Genomic DNA, 23233 nt, shown 5'->3' on the forward strand with positions numbered 1-23233 from the left:
CGGGGCGGCCTTTCGCATTTGGGAACCTGTTTCGGGGACAGCGCGAAAAATGGCTGCGGCGCGCGGGCTTGCAATGGTCGACGTGCGCAAAACCATGGGCTAGAAAGATGGGATGACGCACGTTTGGTTCACAAGTTGTGAACCTGCGCCTGACCGGAGACCGACGCATGCGCCGCAGCCTTTTCGCCGCCGTTTCCCTGACCGCCCTCATCGCTTCGCCAACTTGGGCGCAAGAGACGATCAACGACGAACGCACCGAACCGGTCCAGACTTCTGACGCGGATGGCGCCGGCAACGCCGATGACATCGTCATCGGCACGAACGGGCGCGTGACGCTGATCGGCGTTCCGGGGCCCGCCGTGCACGTCAACTCCAACAATGATCTGACGACGAACAGCGGTTCGATCATCCGGATCAATGATCGCGACGCGGACGGCGAGGCCGTCAATGTAGACGGCGCGGTCGGCGTCCAGATGGATCCGGGCGTCGAAGGCGACTTCGTGCATAACGGCCGCATCATCCTTGATGACAGCGACGACCCGTCCGATAGCGGAACCGACGACCTCGTCGATTCAGATCTCGACGGTCAGGAGGATGATCCGGATCAGGAAGCTGACGGCCCCTTCGCTCAGGACCAGAACAAGACTGGCCTCCTCATCGGCGCGGTCGACTCCGACTTCAACCCGGTCGCCAATCAGGACGCGGTGACAGGCGATGTGAGCATTACGGGCAGCGGCTCAGTCAGTGTTCAGGGACAGAACAGCTTCGGCGTGCGGGCTGTTACGGATCTTGACGGCGATTTCATCGTCGACGGCTCAGTGGGCGTCACCGGGGAAGGCAGCCGCGCAATCTCACTCGAAGGCGATGTCAGCGGTGATGTTGATATTCGCACGGTCTCTGCCGTCACCCCTGGCGGCGAGGCCGTCGTCATTGAAGGTGATGTCGGAGGCGGCATTCGCGCCAACGGCACGATCCAGGCTTCGGGCTATCGCATCACGACGCGCTACAATCAGACCCTGATGGCTCTGTTTGAAAGTGAGGCGGAGGCTGCTGAGCGCGGCGATGTCGCCGACAATCTCGATTCCGGCTCTGCTTTTCTGATCGCAGGCTCGGTCGTAGATGGCGTGTTCATCTCTTCAGCCGGCACGATCCAAGCCTACACCGGCGGCGGCGCGGGTCTGGAAATTCGTCCCGATGAAGACGGTTCCGGAGATGTTGTGATCGGCGAAGTGTCTCTGCCTGACGATTACACCAGCGACCGCACCGATGATGACGATGATGGCGACCAGCTCGGCTTCGGCGTCGTGAACGAAGGCGCCATCAGCAATAATGGCGTTTTTGACGGCAAAGACGTGACAGCGTTTCTTGTGGTTGGACGCAATGACAACGGCGTGTTGCGTTCCGTGATCCTGGGCGCTGATGGATTGTCGAATGTCGGCTCAGTCACCGCCACCGCATATGACGGTCGTGCTGTCGCCATGCACTTTGGTGAAGGCGCTCAGGCGGACACGCTGCAAAATACCGGCGCCATCCGCGCCTCTTCGGTGCTCGGCCATGCCGAGGATGGTTTCGCCGACGATGCCTATGGCTCTGGTGAAGCCGTCGCGATTGATCTTGATGAGAACTCTCAGATCCGCAGCATCCTGAATGAAGCGGCGACCATCTCCGCGTCACTCGTCCGCGGCGGGCAGAGCGCCGTCGCGATTCGCTCCAATGATGACAGCCTCGAAGAACTCCGGAATACAGGCGTAATCTCGTCATTCATCAGCAGCATCGACGACGCCTTTTCCGCTGACGACATCGATCTGATCGCTGTAGACGCCCGCAACAACAATGGCGGCCTGAGCATTATTCAGGAGCAAGGCTTTGACGATGACGGCGAGGCGTTGAACGCCCCCGTCATCAATGGCGACATCTTGCTGGGCGATGGCGATGACAACGTCCAAATCCTTGCGGGCTCCGTGAATGGCGACATTGCTTTCGGCCTGGGGTCGGATGTCCTGATCATCGAGAACGCCACGCTGGACGGCGCGTTGAGCGATGCGGACGGCGATCTTGTGCTCGACGTCACCAATGGTCAGATCGGTCTGACCGGCACCGACGCCCTGGCCCTGCGCGACGCCGTGTTCCGCAATGGCGGCGTTCTGGAAGTCACCATCGACACCGCTGATCGGTCCAACGCCTTTTTGGACGCTTCCGGCGACGTCACTTTTGAAGAAGGCTCTTCCCTGTCCGTGGGGCTGGCCAACATGATCGGTCAGGGCGGCGACTTCGACATCGTTTCAGCCGGCGATCTGACGCTGGCCGATGCAGACGGCACGTTGACCACGACTGAGTCCCCTTTCTTGTACAATGTGTCTTTGGAACGCTCCTCCCAAGACGAAAACAAGATCGTCCTGACGCTCCAGCTCAAGACGGCGGATGAACTGGGCATGCACGCCAATCAGGCCGCGGCCTATGACGAAGCCCTCGCCGCTTTCGAAACCGTTGAAACCCTGGGCGCGGCCTTTGCGAGCCTGCGCAGCGCCGAGCAGTTTTACGGCGCATACGATCAACTGCTGCCTGAATACGCCGCCAGCGCGATCCAGTTCGCCCTCGCCTCCAACGATGCGGCGGCGGGCGCGCTGCAGGGACGCCTGAGCAATGCGCGTCTCGCACCTGACAATCTGGCGGGCGTGTGGATTCAGGAATTTGGCTATTATGCTGACCGCTCCGGCTCTGCTCTCGGCTCGGGCTATCGCGGTCAGGGCGTCGGCCTCGCCATCGGTCTGGATCGCCCGGTGGGGCCGTTCTACGCCGTGGGCGTTCAGCTTGTGGGCGCCGCAAGCGAGATCGAAGAAACCAACGGCTTTGACCAGCCTATGGTGTCGATGACAGGCCAGATCGGCGGCTATGCTGCGATAGATCTCGGCGGATTTGATATCTCGGGCAATATCGGCCTTGGCTATGACTATTTTGAAATCGACCGTGAAATCCGAATTGGTGATTTCAGCGCCCTGACCAACGCCGACTGGAGCGGCTGGCACGCCACCGGAAGCCTTCAGGCCGGTCGTGATTTCGCCTTCGGCGAGTGGGTGCTGCGTCCTGAAGCGGCTGTGACCTATCTGTCCCTGTTTGAAAGCGGCTACACCGAGACCACATCCGGCAGCAACGCCGATGCGATCAGCGGCCTCGCGCTTACGGTGGATGACCGTGATTCCTCGATCGTCCTGGGGTCAGGCACCTTGACCCTGGCACGCCGCTTCGGAACGGACGTGTCCTGGTGGGCGCCCTCGATCCGTGTCGGCTATCGCGGTGAATTCTCCAGCTCGGGCGGTGAGACCACGGCGCAGTTCGGCCAGGACGGTAATCCGTTCACCCTGCGCTCCCAGCAGCTCTCCAATACGGGCGCGCTGGTCGGATTCGGGTTTAGCGCAGGGTCGGACTATTCCACCTTCACCTTTGCGTATGACGCTGATATCCGAGATGATTTCGTACGCCATGTCGCCCGGTTGGTCATCCGCCTGACCTTCTAAGGGACAACCGCACATAGCCCAATTGCACGCGTCAGGGGAATCGGGTAAGACTCTTTCGTCTTCCTGTCCTGACCCCATGCATTGACGGCGGAGACATGGGTCGGCGCGTGCGACGCAGGCGCGTCGGCCCTTTTTTTTCCAGGTCCCCCTCGCTTCGCTCAGGCGATCCTCGCTAAAGCTGCGGGCGGCCTTTGGCCTTGCGAACCGGGAGGTTCGGACTAGAGCCCTGGTCTCCCTCGTCTCCGCTCGGTCGATCCTCGCTAAAGCTGCGGGCGGCCTTTGGCCTTGCGAACCGGGAGGTTCGGGTCAGAGCCCTGGTCTCCCTCGTCTCCGCTCGGTCGATCCTCGCTAAAGCTGCGGGCGCGTTTCATCGCTGGTTAACCGTGTCCGGCGAGACTGTGATCATGGTCATCAGGTCATTCATCATAGGCGTTCTGGGCCTTGTGCTGCTGTCGGGTTGCGCCTCAGGGCCGCCTGATCAGGTCCATGACGCCTGCCTGATCCTGGAAGACAATCGTAGCTGGTGGCGCGATCTGCAGCGCACCGAGCGTCGCTGGGGCGTTTCGCCAGGAACCCAGCTCGCCTTCCTGAAAAAAGAATCAAGCTTCAACCGCAATGCACGCCCGGCGAGGCGACGCTTGCTGGGCGTCATTCCCGGCGCACGCCCCTCTTCGGCGTTTGGCTACGCCCAAGCGCTGGACGGCACCTGGGACTGGTATCGCGAAGACACGGGACGGCGTGGCGCTGACCGGAACGATTTCGGCGACGCCGTGGATTTCATCGGCTGGTACGCCAACAAATCCCAACGCCTGTCCGGGATTTCTCTCAATGACCCGTATTCGCTCTATCTCGCCTATCATGAGGGGCATGGCGGGTATAACCGGCGCACCTATCGCAACAAGGACTGGCTTTTGCGCGCCGCGCGCACTGTCCAGACCGATGCGGCCCGATACGACAACCAGATCAGCCGCTGCGAACGACGGCTCGGGCGCAGATTGATCCCGTTCTTCTAGGCGCTGTGACGGTCTGAAAGCCGTTTGAGCACGCTCAACGATTCGCCCGCTCGGTCTTCGGGGACGAACACATGGTCATGGTGAAGCGCAGCGACGATATTGGCGCTGACGCCCGCCTCCGCAAGCGCCTGACTGACCGCCGCCGTCAGCCCCACTGCCTCCAGCGCCGAGTTCACTTCAAGAATGATGCGGCGGCAGATGAAGACGGGTTCAATTCCTTGGTCTTTTAGTCGCTTGAGCGGCGCGATCACCGAACGCCCTTCCGCCTCTTCAAAGACCGCGATGGGTGATAGCGCGTCCGGCGTCTGCGACCGTGGCAGTGCGGCATAGGCGTAGCGCTCTGGGTCAAGCCTTGGACTTAATTGACGCACCAATACGTCGAGATCGGTGATAGGCTGCATGACGATCAACTTTCCACATGGCATTGCGGCACGGGCTGCGTCCTCCCACTACACGATGGGCCGACGCTGGGGCAGATTACGATGTGATGGCTGATGATTCGCAAGACGATCTGTTTTCCGCTCCGTCGGCGCCCAGAGGGCCCGCGACGCCGTCCGCCCCGCGCGAGACGGCGCCTGCTCCTGCGCCCAAGTCAGCGCCGGTTTCTGAGCCGCCCAGCTCGCCCTCGCCCAAGCCCGATCCCGTAGCAGCTGCGCACAAACCAGCGCCCAAGCCTGCCCCCAAACCCGCCAGCCCGCCGCCTGCGGCGTCCGCTGAGAACAAGGGGTATGACGCCTCCTCGATCGAGGTTCTGGAAGGGCTGGAGCCGGTCCGCAAACGCCCCGGCATGTATATCGGCGGCACCGATGAGCGCGCGCTTCATCACCTGTTCGCGGAAATCCTCGACAACTCCATGGACGAAGCGGTGGCGGGGCACGCCGACCGCATCGAAGTCATCATGGATGAGGACGGCTATGTCTCGGTCAGCGATAATGGCCGCGGCATTCCGGTCGATCCGCACCCGAAATTCCCCGACAAATCCGCGCTGGAAGTGGTGATGACCACGCTGCACGCCGGCGGCAAGTTCTCTGACAAGGCGTACCAGACCGCCGGCGGCCTGCATGGCGTCGGCATTTCTGTGGTGAACGCGTTGTCTGAACGGGTCGAGGTGGAAGTCGCGCGCGATAAGACGCTCTGGCGTCAGACCTTTGCACGCGGTCTGCCGCAAGGTCCGGTGGAGAAAGTGGGCGCCGCCCCCAATCGCCGCGGCACCACAGTACGGTTCAAACCCGATGCTGAGATTTTCGGCCCGCGCGCTGTCTTGAAAGCACCGCGCATTTTCAACATGGCGCGCGCCAAGGCCTTCTTGCGCCGCGGCGTCCAGATTCGGTGGAAATGCCCCGAAACCCTGGTCGAAGGCACCGAAATTCCGGCCGAAACCACTCTCGCCTTCCCTGGCGGGCTTGCTGACCGTCTGACCGAGCTGACGCCCAATTCGTCGCTCGTCACCGAACAGTTCGCAGGACGGGTGGAGCGAGACGGCCGTATGGGCGCCGTGGAATGGGCGGTCGCCTTTTCCGAGAACGGCTTCGGCCCCGATGACAGCTTCTGCCAAAGCTATTGCAACACGGTGCCCACCCCTATGGGCGGCACCCATGAACAAGGCCTGCGCGCCGCGCTGTCTAAAGGGCTGCGCGCCTATGGCGAGCTGGCCAATGTGAAAAAAGCCGCTCAGATCACCGCCGACGACGTGATGGGCGGCGCGGGCATTCTGGTCTCGGTCTTCATCAAGGATCCCGAGTTTCAAGGCCAGACCAAGGACCGGCTGTCAACCGCCGAGGCCGGACGTCTGGTGGAGCAGGCCATTCGCGACCAGTTCGACCACTGGCTCGCCGGCCGTCCCAAAGACGCCGCTCGCCTGGTGGAATGGGCTGTGGAGCGCGCCGAGGACCGCCTAAAGCGCAAGCGCGAAAAAGAGGTCAAACGACAGTCTGCAACGCGCAAGTTGCGCCTGCCGGGCAAGCTGGCCGACTGTTCGCAAAACTCCGCCGAAGGCGCTGAACTGTTCCTGGTGGAGGGCGATTCCGCAGGCGGGTCCGCAAAACAGGCGCGCGACCGGAAAACCCAAGCCATTCTGCCCCTGCGCGGCAAGATCCTGAACGTCGCCTCGGCCACAGCTGACAAGATCGCGGCGAACCAGGAAATCTCGGACCTGTTGCTGGCCTTGGGCGTACAGCCGGGCCGGAAGTTTGATCTTGAAGATCTGCGCTATGAGCGCGTGATCATCATGTGTGACGCCGATGTGGACGGCGCCCATATCGCGGCCCTGCTGGCGACCTTCTTTTATAAATTCCTGCCCGGTCTCATTGAATCAGGCCGCCTGTTCATGGCCCAGCCGCCGCTCTATCGCCTGACCCAGGGCGGCAAGACGCTCTACGCTCAGGATGACGCGGAAAAAGATCGCCTGCTGGAGACCGCCTTCAAGAAAGGCAAGGTCGAGGTCGGCCGGTTTAAAGGTCTGGGCGAGATGACCCCGCCTCAGCTGAAATCCACCACCATGCTCCGGGAAAGCCGCTCGCTGGCCCGTGTCGTGGTGACGCCTGAGATGCGCGAAAGCGCAGATGCGCTGGTGGAGACCCTGATGGGCAAGAAGCCCGAACTGCGCTTCCAGTTTATTCAGGATCATGCGCCCTTCGTGGAGGATGTGGACGTCTGATCCCAGACGCCCACAGGCCATCCATTCAGCTTATTCAATTTGCGCCGTGACATCGCTCAATAGACGCTCGGCCATCTCGCGTCTGAAGGTGCGAAGGCCGCCAAAACTTGATGCTTCTGCGTGCAGGGCGAAGACGATGGGCGCGCGGTCTTCGCGGACCAGATAGCCCACATACCAGCCTTCAAACCGGCCCTCTATATCGCCCAGCTCAACAGGGCCGGAGCCCGTCTTGCCGTGCAGTGCGCCGTCCGCATGGTCACCGGCAAAAGAGACCTCGTCTAACGCTTCAAGGCTGGTTTTTCTGCTCCTGCGCCCACCCGGCGTTATCAAGTAACCCCTTCCCTCAGCCCCTGGAATTGAGCCAGTCTGCGCGCTATGCGATCCGCGTCTCGCAAATGACGCGACAATAAGGGGAGACTTCCGTGCACAGAACACTCAAAGCGCTTGGCGCGTCGATTGCGGCTCTGTCCGTGTTCGGCCTCGCCGCGTGCTCGTCAGAAACCGGGTCCAGTTCGGGATCCAGCGGCGATGTCGATGTCGTCCGCTATGAGACCAATCCGTTTCCCAGCACGTATGAGCCTATTCCGTCCGGCGTAACCCTGATCACCGGCGCGACCGTGTTTGACGGCGTCGGCGGCGAGCTGGAAAACACCGACATTCTGATCGAGAACGGCCGCATCGCCGCGATCGGCCAGGGGCTGCAGGCGCCTGAGGGCGCGAGCGTGATCAACGCGGATGGCCGCTATATCACGCCTGGCGTTGTGGATATTCACTCGCATCTGGGCGTGTATCCTTCGCCGGCCGTGAACGCCCACTCTGACGGCAATGAAGTCACCGGCCCTGTCACGGCTGAAGTCTGGGCCGAGCATGGCGTCTGGCCGCAAGACCCCGGATTTGACACCGCGCTGGCGGCGGGCGTGACCACGCTTCACGTGCTGCCGGGTTCGGCGAACCTCTTTGGCGGACGCGGCGTCACCTTACGCAATGTGCCCTCGCGCTCGGTGCAAGGTATGAAATTCCCCGACGCGCCCTACACGCTGAAAATGGCGTGCGGTGAAAACCCCAAGCGTGTTTACGGCAATCAGGGCCGCGCTCCTGGGTCTCGCATGGGCAATGTAGCGGGCTATCGTGAAGCTTGGCAGCGCGCCGCTGAGTATCGCCGCTCCTGGAACGAATACTGGGAAGCGGCTGAAAACGGCGAAGACGCCAACCCGCCCACGCGCAATCTGGAACTGGACACGCTGATGGGCGTGCTCGACGGCGAAATCCTGGTGCAGATGCACTGCTACCGCGCGGACGAGATGGTGCAGATCCTCGATATGGCCGACGAGTTCGGCTATCAGGTCACCACCTTCCACCACGCCGTGGAAGCCTACAAAGTCCCCGACATCCTGGCCGAGCACAACACCTGTGCGGCGGTGTGGGCGGACTGGGGCGGCTTTAAGATGGAAGCCTATGACTCCATTCGCGAGAACCTGCCGCTCACCCATGCAGGCGGCGCATGCGCGATGATCCACTCCGACAGTGATCTTGGGATTCAACGCCTCAACCATGAAGTGGCCAAGGCGCTTTCTGATGGACGCCGGATGGGTCTGGACATCTCAGATGCGGAGGCGGTGAGCTGGTTCACCTCCGCGCCGGCCCGTGCGCTCGGCATTTTCGAAGAGACCGGCTCTATCGAGGCAGGCAAACGCGCCGACATCGTGCTGTGGTCCGATCACCCCTTCTCCAGCTATGCCTTGGCGGACACTGTCTACATTGACGGCGCGCTCATGTACGACCGCGCTGATCCCGAACGTCGCACCATTCGCGACTTCATGCTGGGTCAGCCCGGTGAAGGAGACTACTAATGAAAAAGCTCCTGACATCCTTAATGCTGGCCGCCGCCGTCATGGCCCCCGCCAGCGCACAAACGACACTGATCCACAATGGCCGCGTGGTGACCAATACCAGCCTAGGCGTGATTGAGAACGGGGCAGTGGTCGTTCGTGACGGCGTCATCGTATCCGTCGGCGAGTCCGGCGAATTTCAAGATGAGTCCGTGACCGTCATCGACGCCCAGGGCGGCTGGATCACGCCGGGCCTGTTCCACCCGCACACCCAGCTGGGACTGATCGAGGTGGGCGCCGAGCCCTCCACCCATGACGATGCGGCGGACGACTCAAGCTTCACCGCGGCGATCGATGTGGCGGACGGCTTCAATCCGTCAGGCACCCATATCGATTCCACCCGGATCGAGGGCGTGACCCGCTTCGCGGTGCACCCCAATACCGGGTCGGCTATTCTGGCTGGACGCGGCGCCCTGGCCGACGCCAGCGGCGAACCGGACAGCCTGTTCGCCACGCGTCAGTTCATGCTGGTGGACATGTCCCAGTCCGGCGCCCGCACGGCTGGCGGCTCCCGCACGGCGGCCTGGGCCTTCCTGCGCGCCGCCATCGAGGACGCCCGGTTTTATCCCGGTCGCTTCATGTCTCACCATGAAGGCGACGCCATTGACCGCTATGACGCAGCCGCGCTCGTCGGCGCGGTGCGGGGGGAAATGCCGCTGGTGATGATCATGGACCGGGCGGCGGATATCCGCCGCGCCATCGCCTTCGCCGCGCAATACCCCGCCATCACCATCATCATCGCCGGCGGCGCGGAAGCGCATCTGGTGGCTGATGATCTGGCGGCGGCGGACATCCCGGTTATCTATGACCCGATGCGCAACCTGCCTGACAGCTTCGACACCCTCGCCTCCACCAATGAAGGCGCGGCGATCATGCATGCCGCAGGCGTCCAGCTGGCCTACACCACGGTCGGTTCGGATTTGTACTTCAACCCGCGCCTTCTGGCCCAGCACGCCGGCATCGCCGTCGCGCACGGGGCGGACTGGGATGATGCTTTCCGCGCGATCACCCTGACGCCGGCTGAAATCTACGGCGTCGGCGACCAGTATGGCGCCCTTGCCACGGGTTATGTGGCGGACGTGGTGGTCTGGGACGGTGATCCGCTTGAAGTGATGAGCGCGCCGACTCACGTGCTGATCAATGGCGAAACTCAAAGCCTTGAGACCCGCCAGACGCGTCTGCGGGACCGTTACGCCGAGGTGACGGATGATCACGCCTACGCCTATGAGCACTAGATCGCGTCCCTAAAACGCCACACCAGGGCGATTTAGACACAGAAAAGGGCCGGCCGCGTTGACAGCGCGCGCCGGCCTTTTATGTTCGCGCCACGCAGATGCGCCGGAATGATCGGCGCCGGTAAGACGAGATCGACCCCGATCTTGGCCGATTTAGCGACTTCAGAGGCGCATGACGTTTGAAGACCTCGGGCTGAGCCCCGCACTCCTTTCAGCTATTGCTGACGCTGGTTACGAAAAGCCCACCCCGATCCAGGAGGGCGCTATTCCCGTTGCGCTCACAGGACGCGACGTGCTGGGCATCGCCCAGACCGGCACCGGCAAGACCGCATCCTTCACCCTGCCCATGATCGAGCGCCTGTCGCGCGGCCGCGCCCGCGCCCGCATGCCGCGCTCTCTGGTGCTGGCGCCCACGCGCGAGCTGGCGGCGCAGGTGGCCGATAACGTCAAGCTCTACGCCAAGAACCACAAGCTCAACATGGCGCTCCTGATCGGCGGCGTCTCTTTTGAACCGCAAAAACGCATTCTCGATCAGGGCGCCGACATCCTGATCGCCACGCCAGGACGGCTTCTGGACCATTTCGAACGCGGCGGCCTGTTGCTGACCGGCGTCGACATTCTGGTCATCGACGAAGCCGACCGCATGCTGGATATGGGCTTCATCCCAGATATCGAGCGCATTCTCAAACTGCTGCCGCCGCGGCGTCAGACCTTGTTCTTCTCGGCCACCATGCCGTCGGAGATCAAGCATCTGGTCGATAACTTCCTCAACGACCCGGTTCGGGTTGAGGTGGCGCGTCCGGCGCAAACCGCAGAACTGATCACCCAGTACATTCTCCGGGTGTCTGACAATCAGGCGCGCACCAAGCGCGAAGCCCTGCGCGACGCCATCAACCGCGACACGGTGAAGAACGGCATCATCTTCTGCAATCGCAAGCGCGATGTGGATGTGGTCGCCCGATCGCTGCAGCGTCACGGCTTCTCCGCCGCCCCGATCCATGGCGATCTCGATCAGAGCCAGCGCACCAAAACCCTGGCCGACTTCAAATCGGGCGAGTTGCGCTTGCTGGTCGCGTCTGACGTGGCCGCACGCGGTCTCGACATTCCCGCTGTCAGCCATGTGTTCAACGTGGACATTCCGCGCAACGCCGACGATTACGTCCACCGCATCGGACGTACCGGCCGCGCCGGTCTGAAAGGCGAAGCGGTGACCTTGGTCTCCGCTGAAGACGCCAAGGCCCTCGCCAAGGTCGTCAAGCTGATTGGCAAAGAACCTGAAGAGCTCAAGCTCGACGGCGCCGCCGCCACACCAGCGCCCAGCACGCCCACCGCAGAGCCTGCCTCGTCTGAAGCGGCCAGTGAAGACAAGCCCAAGCCTCGCCGTCGGTCGCGCTCGCGCAATAAACCCGACGCCAGCAAAGCGAAGGCCGACGCCTCTGAATCCCCTGATATGGCGGCGTCCGAAGACGCGCCCGCCATGGCGGAGGCCCCGGTTGAAGCGCGCGCCCATGAAGAGCCTCAGAGCACAGAGCGTGCGGCGCCCAGAGAGCGTTCTTCGCGGTCACAACGCTCCTCTCGGCAAGACCGTTCGTCGCGACAGGACCGTCATGAGCGGGACACCTCACCGGTTGGTTTTGGCGACCATGTTCCAGAATTTTTGCTTCGTCCCGCCTTTCCCTAGGCAAAAAATAGTCTGCGTTTACCCGATCTTTTGATTCGGAGGCCATACTTCCCGCCAAGAACCGCTCAATAGCGGTCCAAGGTCAGGGGTATGCTTTGAACGGTCGTCTACACGCTGCTGAAGGGATCGAAATCGGGCGCAAGGCGCTGGATTTGATGGCGAGTCTCGGACTTGTGCCCACGCCGCATAACTATGCGGTCTTTACGGCATACGTGTCTGACACCATTCCTGAATTATGCACTGTTATTCAAAGCCATATTGACCGCGACCAACCTTTGTCTTCTGAGCTTCTAGAAGACCTCTACGACACGCATTTCAGCTTCAAACGCATCCAGAGCGCAGTTCTGGATGCGGGCGGCGCGATGAGCCGCGAGCTGGGCTCCGTCGTTCAAACCCTGCAGGACGCTGAACGCGACACCGCCGCCTATGGCGCGGAACTCGCTGGCGCCACGGGCCGACTGGACAAGGTGACAGACGCCACTGGAATCAAACAGATGGTTGAAGGCCTAGTCGCAGCGACAGCGCGCATGCAGCGCCGGTCCCGTGATCTGGAACGCCGCCTTCAGGAGACCAGTCAGGAAGTTAATCAGCTTCGCAGCAATCTCGAAAAAGTGCGCGAAGAAGCCATGACTGATGCTCTGACCGGCATCGCCAATCGCAAACGCTTTGACGAATCCATGCGCAAATCGCGCCGGGATGCAGACCTGAACGGCACGCCCTTCTCACTGGTGCTGTGTGATATCGACCATTTCAAGCGCTTCAACGACACTTGGGGTCACCAGACCGGCGACCAGATCATCCGCTTCGTCTCCGCCTGCCTGGCGCGCTATGCGTCCGATCATCACGTAGTCGCCCGTTATGGCGGTGAAGAGTTTGGCATCGTCATGCCCAATACGTCACTTGAAGACGCAAAAGCGATCGCGGAGAAAATCCGTAACGTCGTGGAAAGCAAACGCTTATTGCGCAAGTCCACGAATGAGGACCTGGGCAATATCACGATTTCCATGGGCGTCTCCCAGTTCAGACCGTCTGAAGTGGTGGAATGCCTGATCGAGCGCTGTGACGCCAATCTGTACAAGTCCAAGCAAAACGGTCGTAATCGCGTTACGATGGATGGTGACGCGCTACCCAATCGGCAAGGTATCGCCGCCGCCTGAACCGCGCTCTGACATCTGTCAGCTATCCCGTTTATCGTGATTGATGCATGCTCTCGCCAATTCAACAGGCGAGTTTTGGGCATGTCTCGATCTTACAAATTACGTGGCGAAAAGAACTTTCAATGGCGCGGGATGGATGTCTCGCGCATTGAAAACCTCTCTGACATCGTGTTTGCGCTTGTCCTGGCTCTCGCCGCCACCCAGTCCATCCCTCAATCGTTCGATGAACTCACCGGGCTATGGCGCGACGCCTTGTCTCTGGCGGCCTGCTTTGGGCTGATCATTTTTCTCTGGCGAACTCACCACGTCTTTTTCCGCCGATATGATCTGCAAGACTCGGTGGTGAGCACACTCAACGCCGTTCTGCTATTTCTTCTATTGGCTTACATCTATCCACTGATGTTCATGACAGAGTTCGTCGTGAAGCTATACACGGGTGGTTTCTCGGCCGAGTCTCCACCAAGCAACGTCCTCACCTTTGCACAAATCAAATGGCTATATTTGATCTATGGCGGCTTTTTCGCCGCGGTGTTTGGTCTGTTCGCTTTGCTCTACGCCCATGCCCTTCGGCATGCCGACGAAATCGGCCTCAATACGCGCGAACGCGTCTACACCCGCTATGAGGTGGAGTTTGCAATAGGCGTTCTGGCGTTGTCGGTCCTGATCATTGCGTGCGCATTCGCTTTGCCCACCGCCCTGTCGCCCTTTGTCGGCATGGCCTACAGTTTGATGGGTCTGGTGGCCTGGGTATGCGGTATGCGCGCTGAATCGCGACTAAAGCCAGAGGAGACTTAAGCCCCAGATGGCGGGCGGGTCTGTTCGAAACTGGCGCGCTGATCCCAACGAGCCGCAAAAGCCGCGAGTTCAGGATAGTGTTCGCGCCAGTTCAACTCAGCAAATCTCAGGTCCAGATAATGAAGTGCGATGGCGACGCTGAGCGCGCCCAAATCCACCGAGCGCTCATATTGCGCGCGTCCCTGATTTAACGCGTCCAGAGTGCGCCGCACCCCGCGTTCCCAACGCTCTGACCAGAAATCCCATTGCTTGTCGGCGTCACGCTGCATCTCGATCCGGCGACCAATGGTCAGGTCGATCAGCCCGTCCGCCAGGGCCTGCTGTCGCATGACCAGGATCCGGCTCTCACCGCGGCGCGGAATCCAGTTCTCGTCATCCATGCTGTCGATGAACTCACAGATCAGAGGCGAGTCCATCAAGGCTGGCGCGCCATCACGATCAAGCGCGGGGACCTTGCCCAACGGATTGATGGCGAGGAGCGCTTCAGGATCACTGCGCGGATCGCAGTCGATCACTTCAATCTTGCGCTCGAGGCTTTTCTCGATGATCAGCGCCCGGCATTTACGCGCATAGGGCGAAGTGGGAGAGACATACAGTTTCACAGCGCCAGTCCTCTATTGGGATCGGCATGTGGCCGCGCTGCCCGTTGAAAGGCAAGTGGAGGATGCAGGCGCCGGACTAATCGCTAAGCTGTGCGGGCGCCAGAGTCACACTCTCACCACAACCGCAGGCGTCGGTTTCATTGGGGTTTCGAAACACGAATTTGGCGTGCAAGGGCGTGATTTCATAGTCAATCTGCGCGCCCAGCATGAAGAGCAGGGATTTGGAATCCACGACGATTTCCACGCCTTGGTCCTCGACCCGCTCATCCAGCAAATCTGGCTCGGACACGTAATCCATCACGTATTCCATGCCGGCGCAGCCGCCGTTTTTGACGCCGACGCGCAGATAGCCGGCGCCGCGATCCGCCATCAGTTTTTTGACGCGCTCAGCGGCGGCTTCGGTCAGGGTGACGGCTTTGGGTCTGTGTCGGGCCATGATCGGCTCCTTAAAACATGTTCAGCGTCAGCTTGGCTTCGTCAGACATACGGTCCGGCGTCCAGGGCGGGTCAAACGTCAAGGTTACATCGGCGCGCTCGACGCCTTTGACGGTCTCGCAGGCGTCGCGCACCCAGCCGGGCATTTCACCGGCGACCGGACAGCCCGGCGCCGTCAGGGTCATCTCGACCTTCAGGCTGTGATCTGGCTCCAGATCAACCTGGTAGATCAGACCCAGCTCATAGATGTCGACCGGGATTTCCGGGTCAAACACGGTTTTCAGGGCCTCGATCACATCATGGGTGATGCGTTCGATCTCTTCTTGCGGAATGTCCTGATCCGACGCGGCGTCTGCCGACGATTCCGGTTCAGCCGAAGTCGGCGCGTCCAAGGTCATGGACGGGGCGGCGCCCAGATCCATCATGTCACGCTCAGAGCTTTTGTTGTCAGTATCCATGCTCGTCATACTCTCTAGATGAGAAAGCTCTTGGCTTTTCGCAACGCCTCAAGCGCCGCATCCACATCAGATTCGGTGTTGTAGGCGGCGAAGCTGGCGCGCAGGGTGCCCGGAACGCCAAAGCGCTGCATCAGCGGATGGGCGCAGTGATGGCCCGCACGCACGGCGACGCCATACTTGTCCATGAGCTGCGCCAGATCATGCGGGTGCGCGCCCTCAAGACTGAACGAGGTGATGGCGCCCTTGTCTTGAGTGCGGCCGTAAATGGTCGCGCCATCAAACTCGGCGAGCCCCGCCTCGAACCGGTCCATCAGCTGGCGCTCATGCTCCATCAAAGCGATCCGGTCGAGACCGCACATCCAGTCCAGCGCCGCGCCCAGGCCGATGACCTCGGCGATCACCGGCGTGCCGGCTTCAAACTTGTGCGGCACGTCGGCGTACACCACGCCGTCCTCGCGCACTTCCGCGATCATCTCGCCGCCGCCCTGATACGGGCGCAACCGGTCCAGCCAGTCCCCCGCCGCATAGAGCGCGCCGGCGCCATTGGGGCCGTAGAGCTTGTGGCCGGTCACCACGTAGAAGTCACACCCGAGCGCCTTGACGTCGACCGGCATGTGAACCGCGCCCTGAGAGCCGTCCACCAGCACGGCGGCGCCGACGGCATGGGCCTTCTGAACGATTGTTTCAATCGGTGAAATTGTGCCCATGACATTGGACATATGGGTGATGGCGACCAGCTTGGTGCGTTCGGTCACGAGCGCATCAAACGCGTCCATGTCCAGCGCGCCATCATCCGTCACCGGCGCCCATTTGAGCACCACGCCCTTGCGTTCACGCAGGAAATGCCAGGGCACGATATTGGAATGGTGCTCCATCTGGCTGAGGATGATCTCATCGCCCTCGACCAGCGTCGCGCCAAAGCTGTCCGCGACCAGATTGATCGCTTCCGTGGCGCCGCGCGTGAAGACGATCTGGTCGGCATGATCCGCGCCCAGAAAGCGCGCCATCTTGCCCCGGCTGGCTTCAAAGGCTTCAGTCGCTTCGTTGGCCAGCGTATGCAGCCCGCGATGCACATTGGCGTAGGAATGACGCCACACGTCAGCGACCGCCTCGATCACCGCCTCGGGCTTTTGCGCCGACGCCGCGCTGTCGAGATAGACCAGCGGCTTGCCGTTCACTTCACGGCTGAGGATCGGGAACTGGGCGCGCACATGCACCACATCCAGACCGCTCACAGGTTGTTTGAGTTCAGCTGACATCAGAGCGCCTCCAGCGCCGACAGCAAGCGCGTCATCAGGCGCTCGCGGTCATCCTCGTCACGAATCCGTTCGATCGGCTCAGCCAGAAAGCTTTGCGTCAGAAGCGCGCGCGCTTTCGCATCCGGCAGGCCGCGCTGGCGCATGTAGAACAACGCGTCTTCGTCCAAGGCGCCAAAGGCGTTGCCATGGGCGCAGACCACGTCATCCGCGTAGATTTCAAGTTCGGGCTTGGCGTCGATCTCGGCTTTGTCGTCCAGCAGCAATCCACGATGCTGCATCTGGGCGTCGGTTTTCTGCGCCGCCTGCTCCACATGGATCTTACCCTGGAACACGCCCTTGCCGCCCTTGGCCGCCGCGCCCTTGAACAGCTCGTTCGTTCCGCCGTTCGGGCCCACATGGCGCACCACAGAGGTCTGATCGAGATGCAGGCCGTCGCTCAGCACATAGGCGCCGTCGAGCTGAAGCTCTGCGCCTTCGCCGGCATGGTTCACATGAGTTTCAAGCCGCGCCAGCTTGGCGCCGAAGCCCAACGTGGTCTGGTTCAATGTCGCGCCTGGCGCCAGATCAATCAGGCTGGTGACGACCAGGGCCGCATCCGGCGACGCGTCCTGCTCGATGATCCGGTCCAGCACAGCGCCCGGCATCACGACGATCACCAGCGTCAGATTGGCGAACCCGCCCGCTTCAACCGCATAGCTTTCAATCAGCTCCGCCTTCACGCCTTCGGGCACCAGCACCAGAACCTGCTGATGGGCGAAGCCTTTGGTCGCTTCAACGCCCAGCTCCAGGCGCTCGCCGTCTTCCAGCGTATAGACCTGGATGTCCTCACCCAAGGCCGAGGCGAGGCGCGGCATGAGCAGGCCCGGCTCCTCATCCTGCTCGGCCCAGGCGTCAGGCTCACGCGTAATGGTGAAGGTCAGAACGCCTGGCTCCGCAGGCAACTTGCCTACGACCGTGCGCAGATCGGTCCATTTCCACTCTTCCACGCGGCGATGGGGCAGGCCCTGTTCGGAGAGGAGCGCGCGCAGGGGCGCATCTTGCGGCAGCTGATCAATCAGCGCCGTCTCCATATCGGTGAGTTTGACAGCCGCACCCATTACGCCGCCTCGCCTGCGTATTTGTCATAGCCTTCTTTTTCGAGCTTGTGCGCCAGCTCCGGCCCGCCGGTCTCCTGGATGCGGCCTGCGGCCATAACATGCACAACGTCCGGCTTGAGATAATCGAGCAGGCGCTGATAGTGGGTGATCACCAACATGCCGCGCTCTTCATTGCGCAGGGCGTTGACGCCGTCGGCCACGACTTTCAGCGCGTCGATGTCGAGCCCGGAATCAGTCTCGTCCAGGATCAGGAATTTCGGCTGCAGCATCAGCGCCTGGAAAATCTCCATGCGCTTCTTCTCACCGCCCGAAAAGCCCACATTCACCGGGCGCTTGAGCATGTCATTGCTGATGCTCAGCTGAGCGGCGGCTTCGCGCGCCAGCTTCATGAAGGCCGGGGCCGGCACTTCTTCTTCGCCACGCAGACGCTTTTGCGCGTTCAGCGCTTCCTTCACAAAGGTCAGGGTCGGCACGCCCGGGATCTCGACCGGATACTGGAAGGACAGGAAAACGCCCGCCGCGGCGCGCTCTTCAGGCTCCATATCGGCGAGGTCCTGACCCTCAAAGCTCATGGAGCCGCCGGTGATCTCATACCCATCGCGGCCAGAGAGCACGTAAGACAATGTGGACTTGCCGCAGCCATTGGGTCCCATGATGGCGTGAACTTCACCCGCCGGGACTTTCAGGCTGACGCCTTTGAGAATTTCACGGCCGTCGCCGTCTTCCGCATCCACACGCGCTTTGAGATCGTCAATCACCAACATGGTCGTCTTCCTTATCGTCTCACCGGCGCATGAGAGGGAGGCCGGCTCGAACCCTTATTCGTCTTGGGCGCTCGCCCTGAGGCAGGCGCGATTTCATCTCGTCCTAGAGCGCCGCCTCGCAAGCGGTCAGAAGGGCGTTCGCATCAAGGCCCGCTGCGTCAAACGCAGGGCCGGGCGTCAGCACGCAGTCGGCGAGCGCCGTGATCGCGCCGGTAAAGATCAGCGTGCGCTCAGACATGCCCGCGCCCCTTTCCGACTTCGCCAGCCCGGTATTGCGCCACGGTATGGTCCGGATCGCCCTTGCTGACGGTGGCCAGCATGATCACGCCCGCGCCAAAGGCGGTCAGCATGATGAAGGGGATCAGGCTCATCACCAGACCCGCCCCGAGCCGCGCGCTTTCAAACAACAAAAGCACGCCCAGAGCCATCGCGCCCAGAAACACGCCGACCACGGCCCAGCCTTGCCAGACCATGGGGTAGAAGCGCCCCTTGAAGGCGGGCTTGCCGATATCTTCAGCGCGGCGACGTGCGAACCAGTACTGGGTCATCGCTTAGCCCACGCTCCCTTCGAGCGAGACTTTCAGCAAAGCCTGAGCTTCCACGGCGAACTCCATGGGCAGTTCCTGCAGCACTTCGCGGCAGAAGCCGTTCACCAAGAGCGCCACGGCGCTTTCTTCATCAAGGCCGCGCTGGCGCGCATAGAAGAGCTGTTCTTCAGAGAGCTTGGAGGTGGTCGCCTCATGCTCCAGCGTGGCTTTTGGCGTCTTGCATTCGATATAGGGCACGGTGTGCGCGCCGCAGGTGTCGCCGATGAGGAGGCTGTCGCACTGGGTGAAGTTCCGCGCGCCTTCGGCTTTGCCATGCACGGAGACGAGCCCGCGATAGGTCTGATCCGATTTACCTGCCGAGATGCCCTTGGAGATCACCCGCGACTTCGTATTGCGGCCCAGATGAATCATCTTGGTGCCGGTATCGGCCTGCTGGCGGCCATTGGTCACAGCGATGGAATAGAACTCGCCCTGGCTGCCATCGCCCTTGAGGACGCAGGAGGGGTATTTCCAGGTAATCGCGGAGCCCGTCTCGACCTGGGTCCAGCTGACTTTCGAATTCCGGCCCCGGCAATCGGCGCGCTTTGTGACGAAGTTATAGACCCCGCCCTTGCCGTCCGCATCGCCCGGCCACCAGTTCTGAACCGTCGAATATTTGATCTCGGCCTCGTCGAGCACGACCAGTTCCACCACGGCGGCGTGCAGCTGGTTTTCATCGCGCATAGGCGCGGTGCAGCCCTCGAGATAGGACACATAGGCGCCCTCATCCGCAATGATCAGCGTGCGTTCAAACTGGCCGGTGCCTTCCGCGTTAATCCGGAAATAGGTCGACAGCTCCATCGGGCAGCGCACGCCCTTGGGCACGTAGACGAACGAGCCGTCCGAGAAGACCGCGCTATTGAGCGTGGCGAAGAAATTGTCCGTCACCGGCACGACCGAGCCGAGATATTTCTTGATCAGCTCGGGGTATTCGTGAACCGCTTCGGAGATCGGCATGAAGATCACGCCGGCTTTGGACAGCTCTTCCTTGAAGGTCGTCACCACCGAGACAGAGTCAAACACCGCATCCACGGCCACCTTGCGCTGCGACCCTTCGGTGCGCGCATCGGCGGCGCTGGCGTCCGCGCCTTCAACACCGAGCAGGACTTCCGCTTCTTTCAGCGGAATGCCGAGCTTCTTGTAGGTGTCGAGCAGCTCCTGAGGAACCTCGTCCAAGCTTTTGTATTTCGCTGAGTCTTTGGGCGCTGCGTAATAATAAGCGTCCTGATAGTCGATCGGCGGATAGCCCACTTTCGCCCAGTCGGGCTCCTTCATCTGGGTCCAACGGCGATAAGCCTCCAGACGCCAGTCGAGCAGCCAGTCGGGCTCGCCTTTCTTGGCCGAGATAAAGCGCACGGTGTCTTCGCTCAGACCCTTGGGCGCGCGCTCTTGCTCGATCTCGGTGGTGAAGCCGTACTTGTACTTGTCAGATTCCAGCTGACGGACGTCTTCGATGGTTTCCTTGACCGCAGGCATAAGCCGCTTCCTTTTTACTCTCAGACCGCCGCGCGGGGGCGCAGGCGGGTATATTCACTCAGCCAGGCGTTCGCGAACGCCTCGATATCGTCTTCGGTCGTCGTCCAGCCCAGCGAAATGCGCAGCGCGCTCTCCGCATCGGCAGATGACGCCCCCATGGCTTCCAGTACTTTCGATTTGCGCACCTTGCCCGACGAGCAAGCCGATCCGGCGCTCACCGCAAAACCGTTCAGATCCAGCGCGATCACCTGGATCTCGCTGGGCCAGCCCGGCGCGGAGAGACACAGCGTATTGTCGAGCCGGTTCTCGCGCTCACCCCAGATCGTGATCTCGGGAGCGCCCGCCTGAAGTCGCGCCTGCAAAGCGTCACGCAAACCTTTGATCCGGATGAGTTCTTCCTCACCCCCCGCTGCGCCGACAGCCGCACCGAAGCCGGCGATGCCGGCCACGTTTTCAGTGCCCGCGCGTCGGCCCTTTTCCTGGCCGCCGCCTATCACTTGCGCGGCGACGCCGGCTTCACAGGCCACCGCCAGCGCGCCGACGCCTTGCGGGCCGCCGACCTTGTGTGAAGACAGCGCGGCGAAGTGCGCCATGGAGCCCGCGAAATCAAACGCGGCCTTGCCCAGCATCTGCACCGCGTCGATGTGATAGAGATGGCCCGCCTCGCGGATCAATCGGCCCGCCTGCTCATAAGGCTGGATCACGCCGGTTTCGTTATTGGCCGCCATCAGCGCGAACAAGATCGGCGTTTCGCCTTCCTGTTCAGCGCGTTGCAGGCGATCCTGAAGCCATTGCATGTCCGCCGTTCCGTCCGCCGTCACCGGCCAGACGTCAAACGGCACGCCCAGCGCGCGTGCAGCAGCGCCGACGGCTTCATGCTCGATCGCGGACACGATCACACGCGTCGCGCCAGCCGCGATGCCAGCCTTGAGACCGAGATTGTTCGCTTCGGTGCCGCCGGAGGTGAAAACCAGATCTTCGGCCCGGGTGCAGATCTTTTTGGCGATCAAGCTGCGCGCCGCCTCGACCCGCGCACGCGCACTTCGCCCCGTCCCGTGAACCGAAGACGGATTGCCGACGCAATCCAGGGCCTCGATCACGCTGGCGCGCGCTTCAGGCCGGATCGGCGCCGTGGCGTTATGATCGAGATAAACCGTCACTCCGCCGCCGCCTCCAGGGTCGCGCTCGCCGTACGGCGGCCCATGGACAAGCCCATCACACGGCGCTCCAGCACGTCTTCCAAAGTCACATCGCTGAGGAAGAGATGGATATGACGGCTCAACTCATCCCAGAGATCGTGGGTGACGCAGCGCCGTCCGCTTTCCAGACAGCCCGCCGCCTTGCCCTGGCATCGGGTCACGTCCACCGGCTCTTCAACCGCCAGCATGATGTCGGCAATGCGGGTTTCATTGAGGCCCCGCCCCAGCTTGTAGCCGCCGCCCGGGCCGCGCACGGATTTGACGACGCCCGCGCGACGCAGCTTTGCGAATAGTTGCTCAAGGTAGGAGAGCGAGATTTCCTGGCGCGAGGCGATGTCGCCGAGCGGAACAGGACGCTCTTGGCTGGCCTGGGCGAGATCGACCATGGCCATGACTGCATAACGCCCCTTGGTGCTCAGCTTCATGACATTATCCTTCGCTAACCCGTACAAATAAGCGTGGCGCGCTCGCATTGTGCGTCCCGGCTGTGTTATGAGGCCGATCCGATTGTCTAACAGCGCTCGCGTACTAGGGAGCTAGTATCCCCAGCGCGAGAGTCAAGTATTAGGACTTGGTTTTCGCACACCCCTTGCACCACCTGGAAATCAATTCCTGAGTGCAGAGCTAGGGAAATTGAAGCAGGACCCGTAAGCTTTCCATGCCCGACGTTATCATTCCCGGCCCGGCCGGCCGCCTTGAAGGCAAATACAGCCCGTCCAAGACCCCTGGCGCTCCCGTCGCGCTGATCCTGCACGCCCACCCGCGTGGCGGCGGTCATATGGACACGCCGGTCAGCACCATGATGTATGACGAGTTCAAGGAGCGCGGCTTTTCCGTGCTGCGGTTCAATTTCCGCGGCGTCGGCCGCAGCCAGGGCACGTACGATCAGGGCCTGGGCGAATTGTCAGACGCCGCCACCGCGCTCGACTGGGCCCAGGCGCACAATCCCAATGCGTCCTATTGCTGGGTGGCCGGGCATTCCTTCGGCGCCTGGATCGCCATGCAGCTTCTGATGCGCCGCCCCGAAATCGCCGGCTTCATCTCGGTGTCGCCGCCCACCAACATGTATGATTTCAGCTTCCTGGCGCCCTGCCCGGCGTCGGGCCTGATCGCCCATGGGGAATCTGACGCCATCGTCCCCCATGACGAGATGGAGCGCGCCATGAGCAAGGTGCGCACCCAGAAGGGGATCATCATGACCCATGACATCATCAAGGGCGCCGGCCATCTGTTCACCGACCATCTCGAACCGCTGGAAGCATCGGTGAAGACCTATCTCGACAAGCGCCTGCCTGAAGTGGATGTGGAGCGCGCCGAGATGGCGAACACCGGCAAGCGCTAAGTCGCTAGGCGGCTCGCCTTCCAAGACAAAAGCCCCGGTCATCAGACCGGGGCTTTTTTGTTTGTGCTGAGGC

General features: G+C 61.8%; 22 protein-coding genes. 9 read left to right on the plus strand and 13 right to left on the minus strand.

The genetic code is table 11. The annotated features are described in order from the left end of the window. The first annotated feature begins 167 nt into the window (after positions 1-167). Positions 168-3515, plus strand: coding sequence for an autotransporter outer membrane beta-barrel domain-containing protein (locus ACQ66J_RS00470; RefSeq protein ID WP_430430016.1), 3348 nt, complete (start codon positions 168-170; stop codon positions 3513-3515). 404 nt (positions 3516-3919) lie between these two features. Beyond that, positions 3920-4528, plus strand: coding sequence for a hypothetical protein (locus ACQ66J_RS00475; RefSeq protein WP_430430017.1), 609 nt, complete (start codon positions 3920-3922; stop codon positions 4526-4528). Here the strand turns inward: ACQ66J_RS00475 and ACQ66J_RS00480 are convergent. Continuing rightward, on the minus strand, positions 4525-4929 hold the full coding sequence (locus ACQ66J_RS00480; protein WP_430430019.1) for an ACT domain-containing protein: 405 nt from the start codon (positions 4927-4929) through the stop codon (positions 4525-4527). The two genes, ACQ66J_RS00475 and ACQ66J_RS00480, sit on opposite strands and share 4 nt — an antisense overlap. An 86-nt stretch (positions 4930-5015) precedes the next feature. Here ACQ66J_RS00480 and parE point away from each other — a divergent pair, with 86 nt between their 5' ends. Continuing rightward, positions 5016-7184, plus strand: a complete 2169-nt coding sequence (gene parE, locus ACQ66J_RS00485; RefSeq protein ID WP_430430021.1) for a DNA topoisomerase IV subunit B — start codon at positions 5016-5018, stop codon at positions 7182-7184. Between the two features lie 30 nt (positions 7185-7214). Here the strand turns inward: parE and ACQ66J_RS00490 are convergent, their stop codons facing one another. After that, entirely contained in the window at positions 7215-7514 is a 300-nt protein-coding gene (locus ACQ66J_RS00490; protein ID WP_430430023.1) for a hypothetical protein, read from the minus strand. 92 nt (positions 7515-7606) lie between these two features. Between ACQ66J_RS00490 and ACQ66J_RS00495 the strand changes: the two genes are divergently transcribed. The 5 genes from ACQ66J_RS00495 to ACQ66J_RS00515 all read left to right on the plus strand — a co-directional run bounded on the left by ACQ66J_RS00495 (position 7607) and on the right by ACQ66J_RS00515 (position 13941). Then, the gene (locus ACQ66J_RS00495; RefSeq protein WP_430430024.1) at positions 7607-9034 is read left to right on the plus strand and encodes an amidohydrolase; all 1428 of its coding nucleotides are present in this window, start codon (positions 7607-7609) and stop codon (positions 9032-9034) included. Further along, positions 9034-10308, plus strand: coding sequence for an amidohydrolase family protein (locus ACQ66J_RS00500; protein ID WP_430430026.1), 1275 nt, complete (start codon positions 9034-9036; stop codon positions 10306-10308). Before ACQ66J_RS00495 ends, ACQ66J_RS00500 begins: the two co-directional genes overlap by 1 nt. Positions 10309-10480: 172 nt before the next feature. Further along, on the plus strand, positions 10481-11989 hold the full coding sequence (locus ACQ66J_RS00505; RefSeq protein ID WP_375548925.1) for a DEAD/DEAH box helicase: 1509 nt from the start codon (positions 10481-10483) through the stop codon (positions 11987-11989). A gap of 95 nt (positions 11990-12084) precedes the next feature. Further along, a complete protein-coding gene (locus ACQ66J_RS00510) occupies positions 12085-13146 on the plus strand; it encodes a GGDEF domain-containing protein (RefSeq protein ID WP_375548924.1) in 1062 nt (353 codons plus the stop codon). A gap of 81 nt (positions 13147-13227) precedes the next feature. Continuing rightward, a complete protein-coding gene (locus ACQ66J_RS00515) occupies positions 13228-13941 on the plus strand; it encodes a TMEM175 family protein (protein ID WP_430430029.1) in 714 nt (237 codons plus the stop codon). Here ACQ66J_RS00515 and ACQ66J_RS00520 read toward each other — a convergent pair. The 11 genes from ACQ66J_RS00520 to ACQ66J_RS00570 all read right to left on the minus strand — a co-directional run bounded on the left by ACQ66J_RS00520 (position 13938) and on the right by ACQ66J_RS00570 (position 22243). Further along, positions 13938-14543 (minus strand): glutathione S-transferase, encoded by a 606-nt coding sequence (locus tag ACQ66J_RS00520; protein WP_430430031.1) that lies wholly within the window; start codon positions 14541-14543, stop codon positions 13938-13940. The two genes, ACQ66J_RS00515 and ACQ66J_RS00520, sit on opposite strands and share 4 nt — an antisense overlap. 76 nt (positions 14544-14619) lie before the next feature. Continuing rightward, entirely contained in the window at positions 14620-14979 is a 360-nt protein-coding gene (locus ACQ66J_RS00525) for a HesB/IscA family protein (RefSeq protein WP_375548921.1), read from the minus strand. Positions 14980-14989: 10 nt separating this feature from the next. Next, entirely contained in the window at positions 14990-15403 is a 414-nt protein-coding gene (locus ACQ66J_RS00530; protein ID WP_430432211.1) for an SUF system Fe-S cluster assembly protein, read from the minus strand. A 47-nt stretch (positions 15404-15450) separates the two neighbouring features. After that, positions 15451-16695 (minus strand): cysteine desulfurase, encoded by a 1245-nt coding sequence (locus ACQ66J_RS00535; RefSeq protein ID WP_430430034.1) that lies wholly within the window; start codon positions 16693-16695, stop codon positions 15451-15453. Further along, entirely contained in the window at positions 16695-17792 is a 1098-nt protein-coding gene (gene sufD, locus ACQ66J_RS00540; RefSeq protein ID WP_375548918.1) for a Fe-S cluster assembly protein SufD, read from the minus strand. Before sufD ends, ACQ66J_RS00535 begins: the two co-directional genes overlap by 1 nt. Further along, the gene (gene sufC, locus ACQ66J_RS00545; RefSeq protein WP_375548917.1) at positions 17792-18556 is read right to left on the minus strand and encodes a Fe-S cluster assembly ATPase SufC; all 765 of its coding nucleotides are present in this window, start codon (positions 18554-18556) and stop codon (positions 17792-17794) included. Before sufC ends, sufD begins: the two co-directional genes overlap by 1 nt. 103 nt (positions 18557-18659) lie before the next feature. Then, the gene (locus ACQ66J_RS00550; protein ID WP_430430036.1) at positions 18660-18794 is read right to left on the minus strand and encodes a hypothetical protein; all 135 of its coding nucleotides are present in this window, start codon (positions 18792-18794) and stop codon (positions 18660-18662) included. Continuing rightward, complete coding sequence (locus ACQ66J_RS00555) at positions 18787-19104, minus strand: hypothetical protein (RefSeq protein ID WP_430430038.1); 318 nt, start codon at positions 19102-19104, stop codon at positions 18787-18789. Before ACQ66J_RS00555 ends, ACQ66J_RS00550 begins: the two co-directional genes overlap by 8 nt. 3 nt (positions 19105-19107) lie before the next feature. Continuing rightward, positions 19108-20619, minus strand: a complete 1512-nt coding sequence (gene sufB, locus ACQ66J_RS00560) for a Fe-S cluster assembly protein SufB (RefSeq protein WP_430430040.1) — start codon at positions 20617-20619, stop codon at positions 19108-19110. Positions 20620-20639: 20 nt separating this feature from the next. Then, positions 20640-21779 carry a cysteine desulfurase family protein gene (locus tag ACQ66J_RS00565; protein WP_430430042.1) on the minus strand — a complete coding sequence of 380 codons (1140 nt, stop codon included), beginning with the start codon at positions 21777-21779 and terminating at the stop codon, positions 20640-20642. After that, complete coding sequence (locus ACQ66J_RS00570; RefSeq protein WP_430430044.1) at positions 21776-22243, minus strand: Rrf2 family transcriptional regulator; 468 nt, start codon at positions 22241-22243, stop codon at positions 21776-21778. Before ACQ66J_RS00570 ends, ACQ66J_RS00565 begins: the two co-directional genes overlap by 4 nt. Positions 22244-22476: 233 nt before the next feature. Between ACQ66J_RS00570 and ACQ66J_RS00575 the strand changes: the two genes are divergently transcribed. After that, positions 22477-23160 (plus strand): alpha/beta hydrolase, encoded by a 684-nt coding sequence (locus tag ACQ66J_RS00575; protein ID WP_375548911.1) that lies wholly within the window; start codon positions 22477-22479, stop codon positions 23158-23160. The last annotated feature ends 73 nt before the right edge of the window (positions 23161-23233 follow it).

Origin of the sequence: Oceanicaulis sp. (genome assembly GCF_965284345.1) — a bacterium.
In the GTDB taxonomy this organism is placed as follows: domain Bacteria; phylum Pseudomonadota; class Alphaproteobacteria; order Caulobacterales; family Maricaulaceae; genus Oceanicaulis; species Oceanicaulis alexandrii_A.

Bases quoted from the DNA above. Each gene is read 5' to 3' on its own strand.
- ACQ66J_RS00475 (WP_430430017.1), top strand. From the start codon at position 3,920: ATGGTCATCAGGTCATTCATCATAGGCGTTCTGGGCCTTGTGCTGCTG.
- ACQ66J_RS00525 (WP_375548921.1), bottom strand. From the start codon at position 14,979: ATGGCCCGACACAGACCCAAAGCCGTCACCCTGACCGAAGCCGCCGCT.
- sufD (WP_375548918.1), bottom strand. From the start codon at position 17,792: ATGGGTGCGGCTGTCAAACTCACCGATATGGAGACGGCGCTGATTGAT.
- sufC (WP_375548917.1), bottom strand. From the start codon at position 18,556: ATGTTGGTGATTGACGATCTCAAAGCGCGTGTGGATGCGGAAGACGGC.
- ACQ66J_RS00570 (WP_430430044.1), bottom strand. From the start codon at position 22,243: ATGAAGCTGAGCACCAAGGGGCGTTATGCAGTCATGGCCATGGTCGAT.
- ACQ66J_RS00515 (WP_430430029.1), top strand. From the start codon at position 13,228: ATGTCTCGATCTTACAAATTACGTGGCGAAAAGAACTTTCAATGGCGC.
- ACQ66J_RS00530 (WP_430432211.1), bottom strand. From the start codon at position 15,403: ATGATGGATCTGGGCGCCGCCCCGTCCATGACCTTGGACGCGCCGACT.
- ACQ66J_RS00500 (WP_430430026.1), top strand. From the start codon at position 9,034: ATGAAAAAGCTCCTGACATCCTTAATGCTGGCCGCCGCCGTCATGGCC.
- ACQ66J_RS00550 (WP_430430036.1), bottom strand. From the start codon at position 18,794: ATGTCTGAGCGCACGCTGATCTTTACCGGCGCGATCACGGCGCTCGCC.
- sufB (WP_430430040.1), bottom strand. From the start codon at position 20,619: ATGCCTGCGGTCAAGGAAACCATCGAAGACGTCCGTCAGCTGGAATCT.
- ACQ66J_RS00575 (WP_375548911.1), top strand. From the start codon at position 22,477: ATGCCCGACGTTATCATTCCCGGCCCGGCCGGCCGCCTTGAAGGCAAA.
- ACQ66J_RS00505 (WP_375548925.1), top strand. From the start codon at position 10,481: ATGACGTTTGAAGACCTCGGGCTGAGCCCCGCACTCCTTTCAGCTATT.
- ACQ66J_RS00480 (WP_430430019.1), bottom strand. From the start codon at position 4,929: ATGCAGCCTATCACCGATCTCGACGTATTGGTGCGTCAATTAAGTCCA.
- ACQ66J_RS00555 (WP_430430038.1), bottom strand. From the start codon at position 19,104: ATGACCCAGTACTGGTTCGCACGTCGCCGCGCTGAAGATATCGGCAAG.
- ACQ66J_RS00470 (WP_430430016.1), top strand. From the start codon at position 168: ATGCGCCGCAGCCTTTTCGCCGCCGTTTCCCTGACCGCCCTCATCGCT.
- parE (WP_430430021.1), top strand. From the start codon at position 5,016: ATGGCTGATGATTCGCAAGACGATCTGTTTTCCGCTCCGTCGGCGCCC.
- ACQ66J_RS00535 (WP_430430034.1), bottom strand. From the start codon at position 16,695: ATGTCAGCTGAACTCAAACAACCTGTGAGCGGTCTGGATGTGGTGCAT.